The organism is Dactylosporangium sp. CA-139066 (genome assembly GCF_050936175.1).
In the GTDB taxonomy this organism is placed as follows: Bacteria; Actinomycetota; Actinomycetes; order Mycobacteriales; family Micromonosporaceae; genus Dactylosporangium.
This window is the reverse complement of sequence record NZ_JBNJNH010000001.1, coordinates 4641735-4659105: the sequence shown is the minus strand read 5'-3', so window position 1 is coordinate 4659105 and position 17371 is coordinate 4641735. Positions and strand designations below refer to the sequence as shown.

At 71.6% G+C, this 17371-nt stretch carries 13 protein-coding genes; 8 read left to right on the top strand and 5 right to left on the bottom strand.

Annotation, left to right across the window (positions count from 1 at the left end; translation table 11 throughout):
* Nucleotides 1-11 precede the first annotated feature (11 nt).
* Nucleotides 12-842 carry a winged helix-turn-helix transcriptional regulator gene (locus ACQEVU_RS21215; RefSeq protein ID WP_433326083.1) on the top strand — a complete coding sequence of 277 codons (831 nt, stop codon included), beginning with the start codon at nt 12-14 and terminating at the stop codon, nt 840-842.
* A gap of 33 nt (nt 843-875) precedes the next feature.
* On the opposite strand, the gene ACQEVU_RS21210 is transcribed toward ACQEVU_RS21215, so the two are convergent.
* On the bottom strand, nt 876-1787 hold the full coding sequence (locus ACQEVU_RS21210) for an LLM class flavin-dependent oxidoreductase (protein WP_433326081.1): 912 nt from the start codon (nt 1785-1787) through the stop codon (nt 876-878).
* Nucleotides 1788-1826: 39 nt separating this feature from the next.
* On the opposite strand from ACQEVU_RS21210, the gene ACQEVU_RS21205 reads away from it, so the two are divergent.
* On the top strand, nt 1827-2246 hold the full coding sequence (locus ACQEVU_RS21205; RefSeq protein WP_433326079.1) for a MarR family winged helix-turn-helix transcriptional regulator: 420 nt from the start codon (nt 1827-1829) through the stop codon (nt 2244-2246).
* Nucleotides 2247-2368: 122 nt separating this feature from the next.
* On the opposite strand, the gene ACQEVU_RS21200 is transcribed toward ACQEVU_RS21205, so the two are convergent.
* Nucleotides 2369-3286 (bottom strand): NADP-dependent oxidoreductase, encoded by a 918-nt coding sequence (locus ACQEVU_RS21200; RefSeq protein WP_433326077.1) that lies wholly within the window; start codon nt 3284-3286, stop codon nt 2369-2371.
* A 299-nt stretch (nt 3287-3585) separates the two neighbouring features.
* Between ACQEVU_RS21200 and ACQEVU_RS21195 the strand changes: the two genes are divergently transcribed.
* Together ACQEVU_RS21195 and ACQEVU_RS21190 are read left to right on the top strand one after the other, a co-directional pair.
* Nucleotides 3586-4899, top strand: coding sequence for a condensation domain-containing protein (locus ACQEVU_RS21195; RefSeq protein ID WP_433326075.1), 1314 nt, complete (start codon nt 3586-3588; stop codon nt 4897-4899).
* 267 nt (nt 4900-5166) lie between these two features.
* Complete coding sequence (locus ACQEVU_RS21190) at nt 5167-8103, top strand: BTAD domain-containing putative transcriptional regulator (RefSeq protein ID WP_433326073.1); 2937 nt, start codon at nt 5167-5169, stop codon at nt 8101-8103.
* On the opposite strand, the gene ACQEVU_RS21185 is transcribed toward ACQEVU_RS21190, so the two are convergent.
* The 3 genes from ACQEVU_RS21185 to ACQEVU_RS21175 form a co-directional block, all read right to left on the bottom strand.
* Nucleotides 8057-8851 (bottom strand): SDR family NAD(P)-dependent oxidoreductase, encoded by a 795-nt coding sequence (locus tag ACQEVU_RS21185; RefSeq protein ID WP_433326071.1) that lies wholly within the window; start codon nt 8849-8851, stop codon nt 8057-8059. The two genes, ACQEVU_RS21190 and ACQEVU_RS21185, sit on opposite strands and share 47 nt — an antisense overlap.
* A 92-nt stretch (nt 8852-8943) precedes the next feature.
* Nucleotides 8944-13806 carry an NAD-glutamate dehydrogenase gene (locus ACQEVU_RS21180; protein WP_433326069.1) on the bottom strand — a complete coding sequence of 1621 codons (4863 nt, stop codon included), beginning with the start codon at nt 13804-13806 and terminating at the stop codon, nt 8944-8946.
* 159 nt (nt 13807-13965) lie between these two features.
* Nucleotides 13966-14712 (bottom strand): class I SAM-dependent DNA methyltransferase, encoded by a 747-nt coding sequence (locus ACQEVU_RS21175; RefSeq protein WP_433326067.1) that lies wholly within the window; start codon nt 14710-14712, stop codon nt 13966-13968.
* Nucleotides 14713-14933: 221 nt separating this feature from the next.
* On the opposite strand from ACQEVU_RS21175, the gene ACQEVU_RS21170 reads away from it, so the two are divergent.
* The 4 genes from ACQEVU_RS21170 to ACQEVU_RS21155 all read left to right on the top strand — a co-directional run bounded on the left by ACQEVU_RS21170 (nt 14934) and on the right by ACQEVU_RS21155 (nt 17300).
* The gene (locus tag ACQEVU_RS21170) at nt 14934-15713 is read left to right on the top strand and encodes a hypothetical protein (RefSeq protein WP_433326065.1); all 780 of its coding nucleotides are present in this window, start codon (nt 14934-14936) and stop codon (nt 15711-15713) included.
* Complete coding sequence (locus ACQEVU_RS21165) at nt 15710-16510, top strand: GNAT family N-acetyltransferase (protein WP_433326063.1); 801 nt, start codon at nt 15710-15712, stop codon at nt 16508-16510. The genes ACQEVU_RS21170 and ACQEVU_RS21165 overlap by 4 nt, the downstream gene beginning before the upstream one ends.
* 162 nt (nt 16511-16672) lie before the next feature.
* The gene (locus ACQEVU_RS21160) at nt 16673-16981 is read left to right on the top strand and encodes a DUF1330 domain-containing protein (protein ID WP_433326061.1); all 309 of its coding nucleotides are present in this window, start codon (nt 16673-16675) and stop codon (nt 16979-16981) included.
* Between the two features lie 157 nt (nt 16982-17138).
* A complete protein-coding gene (locus tag ACQEVU_RS21155; RefSeq protein WP_433326059.1) occupies nt 17139-17300 on the top strand; it encodes a hypothetical protein in 162 nt (53 codons plus the stop codon).
* Nucleotides 17301-17371: the final 71 nt, after the last annotated feature.

Genomic DNA, 17371 nt, shown 5'->3' with positions numbered 1-17371 from the left:
ATAATGCATGGGTGCGGCGCGAAGAACTGGCCGACGCCGACTGCGGGATCGCGCAGGCGTTCGGGGTCATGGGCGACTGGTGGACGTTCCTCATCGTGCGGGACGTCGCCGGCGGCACGACGCGGTTCGACGCGCTGCAGCGGGAGCTGGGCGTGAGCCGCCGCGCCCTGACCGAGCGCCTGGCGAGCCTGGTCGAGCACGGCGTGCTGCAGCGGCGGCAGTACTGCGCCCGCCCGCCCCGCTACGACTACGTCCTCACCGCCAAGGGCGAGGGCCTGCTCCCGGCCCTGATCGCGCTGCAGGACTGGGGATCGCGGCACGTGATGGGCGACGGCGGGCTCGACGCGGTCGGCACGGACGCGGAGGCGCGGCGGGTGCACGCCCTCGTCGGGCACCCGGTGCCGGGGATGGCCGGGCCGGAGTGGACGGTGCTGTACTGCTTCCCCGGCGCCTTCGCGCCCGGCTCCAACGGCCACCCGCCCGGCTGGGGCGACATCCCGGGCGCGGCGGGCTGCACGCTGGAGTCGATGACGTACGCGAGCCGCGAGGCCGCCTTCCGCGAGCTCGGCGCCCGCGTCCGCGGGGTCAGCATGCAGCGCCCCGACCAGCTCAAGGCCTTCGCCGAGCACGCGCGGCTGCCGTTCCCGCTGCTGTCGGACGCCGACGGCCGGCTCGCGGCGGCGCTGCGGCTGCCGACGTTCCGGGTCGCGGGCGCGGACCGGTTCAAGCGGCTGAGCCTGCTCATCGACCCGGGCGGGATCGTGCGGGCCGTGCAGTTCCCGATCACCGACCCGGCCGGCTCGGTCGACGAGATGCTCGCCCTGCTGCGCGAGCAGGCCTGACCCGCGGCGGTTGCCGGCCGGCACGCGACCGCGTCATGCGGCCGGCGCACCGGCTTCGGCTCGCACCGGCTCCACGATCTCGTCGACCAGCCAGGCAAGTGGACGCCCGTCCAGCACCGCGGCCAGGACGATGTGCCGGACACCGGCGTCGATCATGTCCAGCAGGGCGGCTCGGGTGGCCGCCGCCGCGTCGGGCTGGGCGGCCCGCACGACGATCTGCATTGACCGGGTGATCGTCGCCGGGTCGCGGCCGATGGCGTCGCAGTGGGAGGTGAGGATGGCATCGCGGCGGCGGAACTCGGCGTCCGGCGGGCCGGGGTAGTTCCAGATGTCCGCATACTGCGCGACGACGCGCAGCATGCGCGGACCGGACCCGCCGATCATGATCGGCGGGTATGGCTTCTGCACCGGTTTCGGCTCGCAGACCGCGCCGCGCAGGTTCAGCGTGGGCCCCGAGAAGTCGAACGGTTCCGGCTCGGTCCACAAGCGGCGGATCACCGTGAGCGACTCGGTCAGGTCGCGTACGGCCTCGCCCGGCGACACCAGGGGCATGCCGTACGCCTCGAACTCCCGTATGGCGGGGTTCGGGCCGGCAACCCGGCTGCCCCCGGCGCCGATGCCGAAGACGAGCCGGCCGCCCGCAATCGCATCCACCGTCGCGGCCATCTTGGCCAGCAGCGGTGCCGAGCGCAGCCGGTTGCTGGTCACGATCACACCCAGCCGCAGACGGGACGTCTGCGCCGCCAATGCGGCGAGCAGCGTCCACGCCTCCAGCGCCGCGCCCTCGACCGGCCCGCGCAGCGGCACCATGTGGTCCCACAGCCAGGCGTGCGAGAACGCCGGCACGGCGTCTGCGGCCCGCCAGGTGTCGAGGATCTCCGCATACGTGAGTCCCATCTGGCTGGTCTTGATGCCGAACGACAACAAATCAGTCCCCCAAATCATCAGCACAGCTGATGTTCAGCGTAGCGGTACCCTGAACCGATGGCCATCCCGACGGTGCACAACCGGCTCGGCTACCTGCTCAAGCACGCCCAGCTACGCCTCCACGGGCTGACCGGGAGGGCGCTCGAGCCATACGGCATCGACGGCCGCCAGCTCGCCGTGCTGCTCGCGATCGACGACCGGGTACCACAGTCCCAGCAGGAGGTCGCCCGCCGCCTTGACGTCGACCGGACCTCGATGGTCGCCCTGGTCGACGAGCTGGAGCGCAAGGGCCTGGCCGAGCGCCGGCCCGTGCAGGGCGACCGGCGCAAGAACGTCGTCGCGTTGACCGCAGCCGGTAGGGACACGGTTCGGAAAGCCACCGAGGCGAGCGACGCGGCCGAGCGCGACTTCCTCGCCGGGTTGAGCGAGGCCGAAGCCGCGACCTTCCGCCGGCTGCTGCAGACCGTCGTGTCGTAGAGCGCCGGTCACGCGGGCTGTCGCACCGCCGTGCCGAGACGATTGTCGATCAGGTACCGCCGGAGCGCGTCCACATCGGACACTGGAACACCGAACTCCGAGCCGATCGCGTCCCCGAGGCCTCACGGACGAACGCGGATGACCGTCTTTCCCTTGATCCGCCCGGTCGGGTTGAGGGCGGCGACGGCCTCGTCGAGGGATGCGATACTGCCGATGTTCGTCCGCAGCCGGCCGTCTCGCACCCGGTGGACGATCTCACCCAGTTGGGTGCGATCGGACTCGACGACGAAGTCGATCGCCAGGCCGTCCGCGGGCCGCGCCTCGGGCGGCCCGACGACGGTCACCAGCGTTCCTCCGGCGCGGATCAGGCCGGCGGACCGCCTCTGGATGTCGCCGCCGATGACATCGAACACCAGATCGACGCCGCCGACGTCCTCCAGCGCGTCGTTCTCAAGGTCGACGAACTCCATCGCGCCGAAGTCGAGCGCCTTCTGACGGTCGGCCGCGCGCCCGGTGCCGATGACGTGGGCCCCGAACTCACGTGCGAGTTGGGTCACCATCGTCCCGACCGCGCCGGCCGCGCCGTGCGCGAGGACGCTCTGCCCCGCCTGCAGGCGGCCGTGCTCGAACAGCCCCTGCCACGCGGTCAGGCCCGAGATCGGCAGGCTCGCGCCCACCGTGAAATCGACGTCGCCCGGCAGCGGCGCGAGGTTGCGCGCCTCGACGGCCACATACTCCGCCAGGGTGCCGTCGCGATACCAGTCCGTGAGCCCGAACACCCGCTGTCCCACAGACAGACCGGTCGTGCCGGACCCGAGAGCGGTGACCACTCCGGCGAACTCGTGCCCGGGGATCGACGGTGTCCGGTCACGGCCGGGGCGATCGGTCCAGGTCGAGGGCCATTCCATCTCAGTCGGGACGAATCCCGACGCATGAACCCGGACCACGACGTCGTTGATCGCCGCCGGCGGCTCGGGCCGCTCCACCAGCGTCATCCCGGCCTTTCCCGCCGCCTGGTCCGTCACCACGATCGCCCTCATCGGGCACCTCCCCTGGCGTACGTCTGCCGCATCCGCTCCGTGCGTGGCGTTGCGAGAACTGTCCGGACACGTAGATCGTGTCACCGTGCCGCACGGCCCGTGCCGACTGGCCGTAGTTACGCCCGGTGTTCACCCAGCGCCGCCGGACAAGCGTGGGGCTTATTTCGGGATTTGATACAAGCGGCATTTGAAGGCGGCGGTCGCCGCCCGAATGGCGGATCCCAGCGGCACCGGCATGTGCAAGCATCCACCGGAGCTAATGCCGGTCCGGGTTCGTGAGGCGGGAGCAGGGTTTGCAGTTGGGGCAGCGGATCATCGTCCCGTTCGTGGGTCCGGGCGCCGGCACCGGCGAGCTTACCTGGGGGCAGCAGCAGGTCTGGGCGGCCATGGTGGAAACGAACTCGTCGATGAGCATGGGCGGGGTCGTCCCCGTCGACGACGGGCGCACCGTCGAGGACTTCGCTGCCGAGCTGCGCTTCATCATGAGCCGGTACGCGGCGATGCGCACCCGGCTGCGGTTCGCCGCCGACGGCACCGTGACCCAGGAGGTGGCCGGCGCCGGGGAGGCCGCGCTCGAGGTGCACGACGCCGACGACGGCGCGGACCCGGCCGCTGTCGCCGAGGAGCTCGCCGCGCGGTGGCGCGAGCGCACGTTCGACTACGAGCACGAGTGGCCGCTGCGCATGGGCGTGGTGTGCCGCGCCGGCGCCGTCACCCACGTCGTCGTGATCATCTGCCACATCGCAGCCGACCTCGGCGGGATCGCGGTGATGATGCGCGAGCTGACGCAGCGCGACCCCGTCACCGGCGAGCCGGGCGGGCCGTACGAGGCCCCGCAGCCGCTCGACCTGGCCCGGATGCAGCGGGAACCGGCGCTGCGGCGGCAGACGGCGGCGGCGATGCGTCACTGGGAGTCGCACCTGCGCGCCATCCCGGCGAGCATGTTCCGCGGGCCGGTCGATCGCGGCGACCCGGTGTACTGCCGGATCCGCTGGCAGTCGCGGGCGATGCACCTGGCCTCCGCGGCGGTGTCGGCCCGGCTCGGCGCCGACCCGGCGTGGGTGCTGCTCGCCGCCCTCGCGGCCGGTCTGGAGCGGGTGCAGCCCGGCACCGGCCCGTTCGTCGGCATCGGCATCATCGGCAACCGCTTCCGGCCGGGCCTGCGCGATGTGGTGAGCCCCGTGACCCAGGATGGCCTGTGCGTGCTCGACGTGGCCGGGGTCGAGCCGGCGGAGGCGATCGCCCGCGCCCGCGCGGCGTCGATGAGCGCGTCCAAGCACGCCTACTACGACCCGCAGGCGCGGGCCGAGCTCACCGCGCGGGTCGGCCGCGAGCGTGGCGTTCACCTCGACCTCACCTGTATCTACAACGACCGGCGCACGCCCCGCCCGGCGGCGTCCGGCGGCGAGCCCGCGGAGGCGCTCGGCGAGACCCGCGTCCTGGCCGAGGAGCCGCTCAAGTTCCTGGGCCCGAAGCTCATGGTGGTGGTGGAGGACGTGCCGGATGTCGTACGCCTGACCGTCGACGCCGACACGCGGTACCTGTCCCGGCCCGACCTGCGCGCGCTGCTCGCCGAAATGGAGTCGTTCGCCCTGCGGGCCGCGCGGGCCTGAGCCGCGGGAGCCGGACCCCCGTTTTCAGGCTCCCCGGCGGCCCGTTACTGCCCTTCCGGGCCGCGGTGGTCGAGGCACGCAACGCGCACAGGACACGCTCGAGGCCGTCCCGTTCGTCGCCCGGACCGCTCGGCCGGTCGCCGTCCAGGCGCGCCGGCCACGGCATCGCCGACGAGGTCGCGCCCGCAGCTGTCAGACATGCGGCTGACAGTCGAATGGTGCATTGGGGAACCTTTGGTGCCCCAGACCGTCCGCGCGCGAGGTGTCATGAACATTGCCGACGAACCCGATGCCCGGGTGAACCTGACGATCGGAGTGCTCGGCCCGACCGTCGTGCGGCACGACGATCGAGCCGTCACCGTCGGCGGCCCGGCGCCGCGTACGTTGCTGTGCCGCCTGGTCATCGCCAACGGCCGGTTCGTGTCGATCGACGCGCTGGTGGACTGCCTGTGGCCGCACGACCCACCACCGAGTGCACGGATCACCGCGCAGGGCTACCTGTCGGTCCTGCGTCGGGCACTCGAGCCCGACCGTCTGCCACGGCAACCCGGACGGGTACTGACCCGAGACGGCGCCGGGTACGCGTTGCGGATGGGGTTGACCACGCTCGACGCCGACCGGTTCGGCACGGCGGTGGCCCAGGCAGGGGGCCTGCTGGTCGACGGCGACGCCAGGTCCGCGCTGGTCCGGTTCGACGAGGCGCTCGCCCTCTGGCGGGGACCGGCGTACGCGGACTGCGCGGACCACGAGTTCGCGATCGCGGAGTCACAACGGCTCCAGGAGCTGCGGACCAGTGCCGTGGAACACCGCCTGGCCGCACTGATTGAGCTGGGCGCACACGAAACGGCCGCCGCCGAGCTCCAGGCGTTCCTTGCCGAACACCCGCTGCGGGAGCGGGGCTGGGCGCTGTTGGTGCGGGCGCTGTACCGGGCAGGCCGCCAGGGCGACGCACTGGCGGCGCTGCGAAACGCGCGGAACCGCCTGATGGACGAGCTCGGCGTCGAGCCCGGACCAGAGCTGGCCGGGTTGCACCACGACATCCTGGGCCAGGCGCTCACGCCGGCGCCGGCACCGTCCGTGGACCGCGGCGGTCCCGCCGGGAGTTCGAGCAACCTGCCGCATTCGATCTCGACAATGGTGGGGCGGGCCGGCGAACGGCAGGCGGTGTCCGACCTGCTGAGCCGGCACCGCCTGGTGACACTCACCGGCGCGGGCGGCATGGGCAAGACTCGGCTCGCACTGGCGGTCGCCGGAGCGCGCAAGGACGCCGACGGCCCGTGGTTCGTCGAGCTGGCCGGCCTGCACGAGCCCGCCGTCCTGGCCGGGCGGCTCTGCGCGGCGCTGCAGATCACCGGCTCGGGTGGCATCGACACCCTGATCGCGGCGCTGCGCTCTCGCACGATGCTGGTCGTTCTGGACAACTGCGAACACCTGGCCGGCGCCGTCGGTGCGCTCGTCACGGCGCTGCTCACCGCCTGCCCGAACGTCCGCGTCCTGACCACCAGCCGCCAGGCGTTGCGCGTCGACGGGGAGCATCTGTTCGAGGTCCCGCCGTTGTCGAGCGGCGTCGAGGGCGAGGCGGTCACGCTGTTCATCGCGCGGGCCGCCGCCGTACTGAGCGGATGGTCACCGGGCGCGCACGAGCGGCGCCTGATCGCCCGCCTCTGCGCCGCCCTCGACGGCATGCCACTGGCCATCGAATTCGCCGCCGCGCAGTGCCGCGCCCTGTCACCGCGACAGATCCTGGATCGTCTCGACGACCGGTTTGCGCTGCTGGGCGGGGAGCGAACCAGCTCGCGGCACACGACGCTGCTGGGTCTGATGGACTCGTGGTACGAGCTGCTGAGCGATGCGGAACGGGAGTCGTTGCAGGCGTTGGCGGTGTTCGAGGGTGGTTTCGCGCTGTCCGCAGCCACGGCGGTGACCGGGCGCAGCGACACCCTGGTCGACCTGACCAGCCTGGTGGAAAAGTCGTTGGTGACCGTGGCGGCCGTGGTGAACGGCGACGACCGGCGTTTCGTGATGCTGGAGACCATCCGCCAGTACGCGTTGCGGCGCACCCCCGTCAGCCGTCGTGATGCGCTGGGCGGTCGGCACACCGCCTGGGTCCGCGAGCTGGCGGACACCGCCGGCGACGAGCTGCGCGGGCCCGACAGCGCCACGTGGATGCGGTTGCTGCACCTCGAGAGCGACAACGTGCGTGCGGCGATGCGCAGGGCGAGCGCGGCCGGGGACACCGCGGCTGTGCTGCAGATCGCCGGTGGACTGTACTGGTTCTGGTACCGCCAGGGCGGCGTCGATGACGGTCTGCACTATCTGGAGCCCGCGCTGCGGCAGGCTGATACGCGGATTCACGAGCACGCGCTGGTCGCCCGTGCCGCCATCGGGCTCGCGCTGCTGCGATATGTCAGCGGAGCGCGTGGCCAGGTCGCGGAGGCGTTGGCGGTGGCCGGGCGGCACGGCGCCGCCACCGAGGACCTGGGGGTGCGGGCGCAGGTCCTCGCGACGATCGCGTACTTCGAGGCGGCCGACGGCGGCGCGCAGGCGGCGGTGCAGCACGCGGCCGAGGCCCTCGCACTCGCCCGGTCGGTGGGGCAGCATGCCACGGCCGCGGAGGCACTGATGTGTCTCGGCGAGGCACAGCGCCGCTCCGGCCTGGCGGTCCAGGCGCAGGCGACGCTCGCCGCCGCCCTGCACGACGCCGACCGGTGCGGTCACGGCTGGGCCACGGTGTCCGTGCTGTGGTTGATGAGCAAGATCGAGCTGTCGCTGGACCGGCCCGGCCCGGCAACGGTGCTGATCCGGCGGATGCTCGAGGAGGCCCACCGCCACGCGGACACGACCGGGTGGCTGGTGAGCGTAGCGATGTACGCGCATCTCATAGCGCGCGCGGGCCGAGCCGAAGACGCCGCAGAGCTGCTCGGTACGGTGCGGTCGCTGGGTGATCGCGTGGGATTCCAGGCCGAGGCGATGGACGCCGAACTGGCGGGCTACCTCGCGGAGATACCGTCGGGCAGCCCGCCGGACCGGCTCGCGGCGGCCGAGGCGCGCGGACGCGACCGTTCGGTGGAGCAGACGATGGCCTGGCTGCGCTCAGCGCCGCCGTTCGGGGATCAACGGCTCGAAGGTGTGCTGTTCGCCGCGGGCGCGTCCAACGTCACGGTGCCGGAGCGGACGCCTCCTCGGGCAGCTGGACACCGGTGAGGTCGCCGCAGCATGCGAGCAGGCCGTCCAGCCGCGCCGGGTCCAGGCTGTCCTCGGACGGCCGCCAGTCGCGTTCGCTGAAGTAGTGCCCGCTGACCAGGACGTCGGGATCGGTGCCGGCGGCGAGGCGCACCTGGACCCGCGCGGCGTCGTCGGGGCTCGTCGGCGCGGCGTTGCCGCCCATCTTGGTCCGCACCCACCCGGGGTCGACCGCGTTGCTCAGCGTCCCGGGCCAGCGACGGGCGATGGCGACGGCGAGCATCAAGTCCAGCAACTTGGAGGTGCAGTACACCTCGGTCCCGTTCCAAGCCCGGCTGTCGTACTGCAGGTCGGCGAGGTCGACGACACCGTCCGCGGCCATTGCCGACGACACGAACACGAGGCGCTCCGGCTGGGCAAGCAGTGCCGTCAGCAGGTACGGCGCGAGAACGTTGACCTGGAAGGTCGACTCCAGCCCGTCGCCGGTCAGCTCCCGCTGCGAGCTGTCCAGCCGGGCGATCCCGGCGTTGTGCACGATGGTGTCGAAGCGCCCGAAGGCGGCCAGCGACCCGGCGAGCGCGGTGGTTTCGTCGAGCGAGCGCAGGTCGCCCACCGCGACCCCGGCCGCTGCCGGGAGCGCCGCCTTGGCGACCGCCGCCCGTTCCTCGTTGCGGGCGTGCAGGACCACCCGATGCCCCCCGGCGAGGAGTTGGGCCGCGGTTCGCAGGCCGATGCCGTCAACCGAGCCGGTGACCAGAATGTTGCGCATGAAGTCCCTTTCATCGTGTGCCGCTCCACGATGACTGCGACGTTGGGAATCGACTGGAACTTCGTTGGAGATCGTCTCGACCGCCTTGACATTCAGGCGGCGGAGGTGCGGACCAGGGTGCGGATCTGGCGGAGCAGCACCGAGATGGCGGCCAGGTCGCCCGGGGACTCGCCGAACTCGCCGATCGCGTTGCGGGTGCGGGCAATCGACGTGGCGTTGCTCTGCTCCCACTCGTGGACCCGGCTCACGGCGTCGTCGTCCGGCGCCGTCGCGTTGAGCACCTCTCCCGTCAGGGCGGCCAGCGCGGCGTAGAGGTCGTAGCGCAGCGCCATGCGGGCCAGCGTCTGCCAGCGGTCCTCGCGCGGCAGGTTGGAGATCCGCGACAGCAGGTCGGCGACGCGGAAGCGCTCCGACAGCACGTAGTAGACCGTGGCGACCTCGCCGACCTCCCGGCCCGTCCGCGACGAGACCTCGACGATGTCGAGCAGACCGAAGCCGTACATGATCCGGGTCGTGGCGTCCGCGAGTTGCGTCGGCAGGCCCAGCCCGCGCAGCGTTGCGGCGTTGGCGTGCAGCGCCTCGCGCTCCTGCCCGCGGAACAGCGTCTCCAGCTGCGGCAGCAGGCGTGAGATGCCGGGGCGCAGCCGGGCGGTCTCACCCGGGACGTCGATCGGCAGCCGCCGGTTGGAGACCAGCCAGCGGACCGCCCGGTCGAGCAGGCGCCGGGTCTCCAGATAGGCCGCCGTCTGCGCCTGCGCCGGGACCTGGTTGTCGAGGGACTCGACGGCGCGGCGCAGCTCGCCCAGGCCGTACACCTCCTGGATCACCACGGATGCCCGGAGGATGTCCGCGGCGCCGGTCCCGGTCTCCTCGGCGGCGCGGTGGAAGAACGACGTGCCGCCGTGGTTGACCGCCTCGTTGACCACCTGCGTGGTGACGATCTCGCGGCGCAGCGGGTGCTCGGCCATCGCCTCCACGAAGCGCTCCCGCAGCGGGGTCGGGAAGTAGCCGACCAGCACCTCGTTGGTCCAGTCCTCGTCGGGCAGGCCGGAGTCGAGGATCTCGCGCTCGAGCACGATCTTCACGTAGGACAGCAGGACCGCGAACTCGGGTGAGGTCAGGCCGACCCCCGCCTCGGCGCGCGCGTCGAGCTCCTCATCGGTGGGCAGGCCCTCCAGCGCGCGGTCGAGCTGGCCGCGGCGCTCCAGGTCGGCGATGAGCCGCCGGTGGACCGGCAGCAGCGAGCGGGACTGCGCGCGGGAGTTGCCCAGGGCCGTGGCCTGGTCGTAGTTGTCGCGCAGGACCAGCCCGCCGACCTCGTCGACCGTCTCGGCGAGCAGCGGGTTGCGGTCCTCGGGGTCGAGCGCGCCGTCGAGGACCGCGCGGTCGAGCAGGATCTTGATGTTGACCTCGTGGTCGGAGCAGTCGACGCCGGCCGAGTTGTCGATGAAGTCGGTGGCGATGCGGCCGCCGTTCAGCGCGTACTCGATGCGGCCGGCCTGGGTCAGGCCCAGGTTGCCGCCCTCGCCGACGACCTTGGCGCGCAGCTCGCGGCCGTTGACCCGGGTGTAGTCGTTGGCCTTGTCGCCCACGTCGGCGTGCGACTCGCCGGTCGACTTGACGTAGGTGCCGATGCCGCCGTTCCACAACAGGTCGACGGGGGCCGACAGGATCGCGCGGATCAGCTCGTTGGGCGTGAGTGCAGTGACCGACGCCGGGATCCCCAGCGCGTCCCTCGCCTCCGCCGGGATCGGGATCAGCTTCGCCGCCCGCGGGTGGACACCGCCGCCGGCCGAGATCAGCCGCTTGTCGTAGTCGTCCCAGGAGGACCGGGGCAGCGCGAAGAGCCGGGCCCGTTCCTCGAACGACGTCGCGGCGTCCGGACGCGGGTCGATGAAGATGTGCCGGTGGTCGAACGCCGCGACCAGGCGGATGTGCGGCGAGAGCAGCATGCCGTTGCCGAACACGTCGCCGGACATGTCCCCGACGCCGACCACGGTGAACTCGGTCGTCTGGGTGTCGACGCCGAGCTCACGGAAGTGCCGCTTGACCGACTCCCACGCGCCCTTCGCGGTGATGCCCATCTTCTTGTGGTCGTACCCCGCCGAGCCACCCGAAGCGAACGCGTCGCCGAGCCAGAACCCGTACCGCACCGAGATCTCGTTGGCGATGTCGGAGAACGTCGCCGTGCCCTTGTCCGCCGCGACCACCAGATACGGGTCGTCGGGGTCGTGACGCACCACGTCCGGCGGGGCGACAACCTTGCCGCCGTCGAGGTTGTCGGTCACGTCGAGCAGGGCGGAAATGAACAACTGGTAGCACTCGACGGCCTCATTGCGGTCGCCCGGCTTCTCCTTGAGCACGAACCCGCCCTTGGCGCCGGTCGGCACGATGACGGCGTTCTTCACCATCTGCGCCTTGACCAGCCCCAGGATCTCGGTGCGGAAGTCCTCGCGCCGGTCGGACCAGCGCAGGCCGCCGCGGGCGACGGCGCCGAAGCGCAGGTGCACACCCTCGAACCTCGGCGAGTACACGAAAATCTCGAACCGCGGACGCGGCGCCGGCAGATCCGGGATGGACTGCGGGTCGAGCTTGAAGGCGGTGTACGACTTGGGCCGCCCACCGTCACCGCGCTGGAAGAACGACGTGCGCAGCGTCGCCTGGATCAGGTGCAGGAACGAACGCAGGATCCGGTCCTGGTCGAGGCTCGTGACCTGGTCGAGGTCCTCGTTGATCGCCGCGACCATCATCTTCGACCACTCCGACCGTGCCGCCTCGGACAGGTGCAGCCGCGGGTCGAAGCGGGCCGTGAAGAGATCCACGAGTTTCGCGGCGATCGAGGGGTAGGTCAGCAGCGTCGTTTCCATGTAGTCCTGCGAGAACACCGTGCTGGCCTGGCGCAGGTATTTCGCGTAGGCCCGCAGGATGACAACCTCGCGCCAGGTGAACCTGGCCTTCAGCACGAGGGCGTTGAAGTCGTCGACCTCGGCCTCTCCGTGCCAGGCGGCGGAGAAGGCGTTCTCCAGATGGGGGCGGGCCTCGACGATCGCCCGCGAGTCGGGCGGCAGTTGCAGGCCGAAGTCGTACAGGTAGACGATGCCGTCGGAGCGGACGATCTCGTAGGGCCGCTCGTCGGTGACCCGCACGCCGAGGGAGTGCAGCACCGGCAGGACGGCGGAGAGGATCATCGGCTCGCGGTAGCGGAACACCTTGAACCGGATGTCGCTCTCGGCCTGGCGGCGGCGGTAGACGTGCATCACGAGCTGGCCCGGCTCGTCCAGCAGCTCCAGCTTGGCGACGTCGTTCACCGCTTCGCTCGGCGCGTGCTCGTCCTTGTACGTGTCCGAGAACGCGCCGCCGTAGCGCTGGTGGAGTTGCTTGGCCTGGTGCTCGTCGTTGAGCTTGCGCTCCAGCTCCAGGCGGAAGTCGTCGTCCCACAGCCGGGTGGCGTCGGCGAGGCGCTCGGTCAGACGGTCGACGTTGATGTCGCCGGGCGGGTTGCCGGGATCGGTGCGGACGATGAGGTGCACGCTGGCGAACTTCGACTCGCTCACCCGGGTGGTGTAGTCGACCCCGATGCCGTTGAGCTCGGCGAGCAGGATCTGCTGGATGCGCAGCCGGTTGGCCGTGGTGAACCGGTCCCGGGGCAGGTAGACCAGGCAGGAGATGAACCGGCCGTAACCGTCCCGGCGCAGGAACAGCCGCAGCTGGCGGCGGCCGGCAAGGCGCAGGACGCCCATGACGGTCCGGTAGAGCTGGTCGGTGCCGATCTGGAACAGCTCGTCGCGCGGGTAGGTCTCCAGCGTCTCCAGCAGCTCCCGGCCGGAGTGGCTGCGCGGCGACAGCCCGGAGCGCTCGACGACCTCGGCGACCTTGCGCTTGACGACCGGCAGGTCACGAACGCTGATCCGGTAGGCCGCCGACGAGAACAGCCCGAGGAACCGCTTCTCCCCCACCACGTCGCCGTTGACGTCGAACTGCTTGAAGCCGATGTAGTCCAGGTAGGCCGAGCGGTGCACGGTGGCCCGCGAGTTGGCCTTGGTGATGATGAGCAGACGCTTCTCGCGCGCCTTGGCGTAGGCCTCGGCGGTCATCGTGCCCAGCACGCGCGGGCGGGCCTGGTCGGACCGCAGGACGCCCAGGCCCGAGCCGGGCACCGCCTGCAGCAGCTCCTCCCCCTCGCCGCCTTTCGCCAACCGGTACTCCCGGTAGCCCAGGAACGTGAAGTGGTCGTCCACCAGCCAGCGCAGCAGCTCGACGGAGTCGGTGATGTCCTTGTCCGGCACCGGCAGCTGCGCGCTGCCAAGCTCGTCGGCCAGCGCGAGGGCCCGCGTGCGCATCTTCGGCCAGTCCTCGACCGCCTCGCGCACGTCGGTCAGCACCCGGGCCAGGTCGTTGCGCAGCCGCTCGAGCTCGGCCTCGTCCCGGATCCGGTCCACCTCGATGCGGATCCAGCTCTCGACGATGTCACCCGGCGCGGCGTCCTCCGGCTCCAGCCCGGCGCGGACCTCTTCCAGCGCGCCCAGCCGTGTCCGCCGTACGACGACGAGCGGGTGTACCAGCATGCTCACGTCGAGATTGCGCACCGACAGCGCACTCGTGACCGAGTCGACCAGGAACGGCATCTCGTCGGTGACGATCTCCAGCGACGTGCCGCCGGCGACCCCCATGCCCAGGCGCAGCTTCAGCTCGCCGGGCATCCGCTGCCGGGCCAGCTCCACATGCGACCGCGTGGCGGCCACGATCTTCGCCACCTCGCAGCCGGCGAGCTCCTCGTCCGGCACCAGGCGCCAGTAGTGCGCGACCAGCTCGGGGTCGACGTCCCGAACGGGCGCCAGCGCCACCGCCTCCGTGACCAGACGCTCCGCATCGGCCACGTGCGGCTCTCGCTCGTCGTCCTCGACCGCAGGCTCGGCGGTGCTGTCGCTCAGCCGGGTCGCCGTAGGCCGGTTCATCGGTTGCTCTCCCCTCACCCACGACGCTGTGGGTGTTCCGTGGACAGCCTCCCCAACACCCCGATTACCCGGCCAAGGCCGGGTAATCGGGGTCGCGGATGTTTGCGTTCAGGGCGACGATCCTGGCGGATCGGCATATGCCTCGATGCCGGTGGGCCGTCAGTCCGGCAGGACGGCCTTCTCCCAGACGGACACGTGCTGGGCACTCTCGCTCGTGAACGGCTCGCGGTGCCAGTTCGCCCACCGGTCGCTCAGGCGCAGGCCGGCCATCTGGGCCATCAGGTCCAGCTCGGCGGGCCAGACGTAGCGAAACGGGATCGAGCGGAAGCCGCCGCGGCCGTTGACGACCTCGACGTAGTTCGAGCTCATGGACTGGGTCGCGACGTCGTACAGGTCGTAGGCCCACCGCGTCTCGCTCACGTGGAACGGCACGACATCCTGCCCGGGCGGGAGCCTTCGCAGGTCCGGCATCATGACCTCGACGACGAACCGCCCGCCGGGCTGCAGGTGTGCCGCGACATTGCGAAAGCAGGCCACCTGCGCCGCCTGCGTCGTCAGGTTCATGATCGTGTTGAAGACCAGGTACGCCACGGAGAAGTGCCCCTCCACCCGCGTCGTGGCGAAGTCCCCGATCGTCACGCCGATAGCGTCGCCGCCGGGTTTCTCGCGCAGCCGGGCGACCATGGCCCGCGACAGGTCGATCCCCTGCACGGCGACGCCGCGGGCCGCCAGCGGCAGCGCGATCCGACCTGTGCCGATGCCGAGCTCCAGCGCCCGGCCCCCGTCGGCGAGCTCGACGAGCGTGTCGACGACCGGTTCGACCACCGCCGGGTCGGCCATGTCCGCCGACGACTCGTCGTACCTGGCCGCGACCCGTTCCCCGAAGTACCCATCTTGATCGATCACCGCAGGACCCTATCGCGGCCCCGCCCGCACTGCGCGGGCCGCCGTTGCGTTGTGGCGCGTGGGAACCGCTCTGCTTCGGGTCCGCGGTCAGTTCAGGCCGTGCTCGTCATGGACCGCGGCACCGCCGAACTGCAGCTGGAGCCCAACCCCGGACCGGCACCGACTGGAGCGAGCGATCCCTGTGACCCGCGCCGCGATCAAGGTGTGCTATCAACATCGCCGTGTCGACCATTCACGGGGACGAGGACGAGGACCGGCCCGAGCCGGTCCGCTCGTCCAACTGGATCCTCATCGTCGCGTGCGCCGTCGCGGTGCTGATCCTGGCCGCCGGTGCCGTCGTCATCGGCCTCAAGTACCGCTCCGCCGGCATCGCCGCCGCCGACGCGAGCGCCGCGCCACCGCCGCGGCGGCCCACCCCGAGCGCCTCGGCCGCGGACGTCCCCGTCTGCGTGCAGCCGATGACCGGCGGCACCGTCTGCCAGCTGCCCTCGGGCGGCGCGACGGTCTGCGTGCAGACCGCGCTCAGCCAGCCCGGCTGCCCGTTCGGCGGGGTCCTCGTCGGCAAACCGCTGCCGGTGACCCTGCCCGACTGGCTCGCCCGGCTGCCCGTACCGGTCACGCTGAGCGACACGGACACCACCCGGCACGGCGAGGTGCGCCTCGAGGGCACGCTCGCCGTGGTGGATGTGGGCACCGAACTCGGCGACCTGGTGGAGAAGGTGGAGTGCCAGGTCCGCGCGGACAACGGCAAGCTGTCCAGGGCGGCGCTGGACTTCGTGCGGGCCTGCGGGCTCGCCGCCGTCCCACCCGGCGACCAGTCCACCAAGGCCACCACCGACTGGTTCGCCGCCCACGTGCGCGCGGTCGACGACCGACAGCCGCACCTGGGCTGGTACTGCGGGCCGCTGCACGCCCAGCTCATCCTGGACCGCGGCAACGCCGATCTGGAGCTGTTCGCCAACGAGTTCCCGCCCGACGCCTGCCGCGAAGGCGACCTGTGACCCAGCTGCCGGCCACGTCCGAGGACCTGGCGTCCATTGCCCGGATCAGCCGGGCGGTTGGCCAGCTGGGGGCCGGTTCTGGCGCCGACCCGGTGTACGTGTCGCATCTGCTGCGCAACGGTACCGTCCGGGTGGCCCGCGACGGGGACGGCAACGTCCTCGGCTGGGGCGCCACCGCGACCGGTCCGCTGGGCTGGATGCTCACCGACCTGTTCGTCGACCCGCACCATCACGGCCGCGGCATGGGCGGAGCGCTGCTGCGCGACCTGTGGCCGGACCAGCGCGTCGGCGGGCGTTTCACGTTCAGCTCCCGGCACCCGCATGCACTGCCGCTCTACGTGCGCGCCGGGCTGCGGCCGGCGTGGCCGTTGCTGTATCTCACCGGGCCCGCGCCCGCCCGCGGCGACGGGTCGTATGTCGCGACGGCCGTCGAGGCCACGGCCGTGGCCGCCGCCGACCGGCAGCTGACCGGCGGCGTCCGTAACGCCGCCTACGACTACTGGTCCGGCGTCGGCGTGCTCGTGCACCGGGGGTCGCAGCTGGTGGCCGCGGGCGTCGCGCAAGACGGTACGCTCACCCACCTGACCTGCCCGGGCGAACCGGACGCGACGCAGGCCCTCACCGCCGCGCTGCGATGCCTCGGCACCGCCGAGGTTGCCCTCTGCCTGCCCGGCCCCCATCCCGCCGTGAACACGCTGCTGCGCGCCGGGTTCCGTATCGAGGACTACGACCTGGCGATGCATACTCCCGACGTGCAGCTGCCGGTCAGCTGGGTCTACTCACCCGCCCTCGGCTGAGTTCGCCGGGCAGGTCAGCGTGTGGCCGCCGTGCCCCCCGCAGGCCGTTGATCGGCACCGCCTGTCGGGTTCCAGACCCCTGAACACCGGTGTACGGAACTGACGCCGACCGTGGGTCGGCGTGCCGTTGATCGACAAGCTACTCATGAGTAACCTGGGCGGGTGACCGTGTTTGCTCTCGCCCAGATTGCGATACATGATCGACAGCGCTACCAACGGTACGTTGCGGCATTCATGCCGGTCCTGACCCAGTACCGAGGACGGCTGCTCGCCGCGGACGAGTCGCCCCGGGTGGTGGAGGGCGATTGGCCGTACCAGAAGGTCATCCTCATGGCCTTCGACAGCCGTGAGCACTTCGAGCAGTGGTCCACGTCGCCGGAGTACCGGGAGATTTCCCGCGATCGGGAGGCGGCCACCGACGGTGTCGTTCTGCTGGTCGACGGCGTCCCCGCAAGCCGCTCGACTGGTTGACGAGATTCCGCCGGCCGGCACCCTCAACCGTGGGGCGCCGCGACGGGCGGCGAGGACCTCCGCCGCGGCTGCGACGCCATCCGCGGTCAGTGCGACGAGATCCTCGTCCGTGCCTGGCTCGCGGGTGACGAGGCCGCGCAGCTCCAGGCGTTCGAGGATGCTGGGCACCGCGGCCGCCCGGCAGCCGATCGCCGATCAGGTGCACCGGGTCCTTGTCTTCGGCGTACGCGGCCAGCGCCGCCCTGATCGCTTCCGTCAGGCGGATCTGCTCACGACGGTCAGCGCGGTGCACCAGGTTGTCCTCCAGCCGAGCGGCTGAGCCGGTCGCCAAGTCCGTCCCATCCGCGGCAAGGCAACATGTTCGAACATTGATGTTCCGTCAGTGGTTCA

What these genes read in the sequence shown, in the direction of transcription:
- ACQEVU_RS21155 (WP_433326059.1), top strand. Translation starts at nt 17,139, where the DNA reads ATGCTGGGCACCGCGGCCGCCCGGCAGCCGATCGCCGATCAGGTGCAC.
- ACQEVU_RS21190 (WP_433326073.1), top strand. Translation starts at nt 5,167, where the DNA reads ATGAACATTGCCGACGAACCCGATGCCCGGGTGAACCTGACGATCGGA.
- ACQEVU_RS21185 (WP_433326071.1), bottom strand. Translation starts at nt 8,851, where the DNA reads ATGCGCAACATTCTGGTCACCGGCTCGGTTGACGGCATCGGCCTGCGA.
- ACQEVU_RS21210 (WP_433326081.1), bottom strand. Translation starts at nt 1,787, where the DNA reads ATGATTTGGGGGACTGATTTGTTGTCGTTCGGCATCAAGACCAGCCAG.
- ACQEVU_RS21180 (WP_433326069.1), bottom strand. Translation starts at nt 13,806, where the DNA reads ATGAACCGGCCTACGGCGACCCGGCTGAGCGACAGCACCGCCGAGCCT.
- ACQEVU_RS21200 (WP_433326077.1), bottom strand. Translation starts at nt 3,286, where the DNA reads ATGAGGGCGATCGTGGTGACGGACCAGGCGGCGGGAAAGGCCGGGATG.
- ACQEVU_RS21205 (WP_433326079.1), top strand. Translation starts at nt 1,827, where the DNA reads ATGGCCATCCCGACGGTGCACAACCGGCTCGGCTACCTGCTCAAGCAC.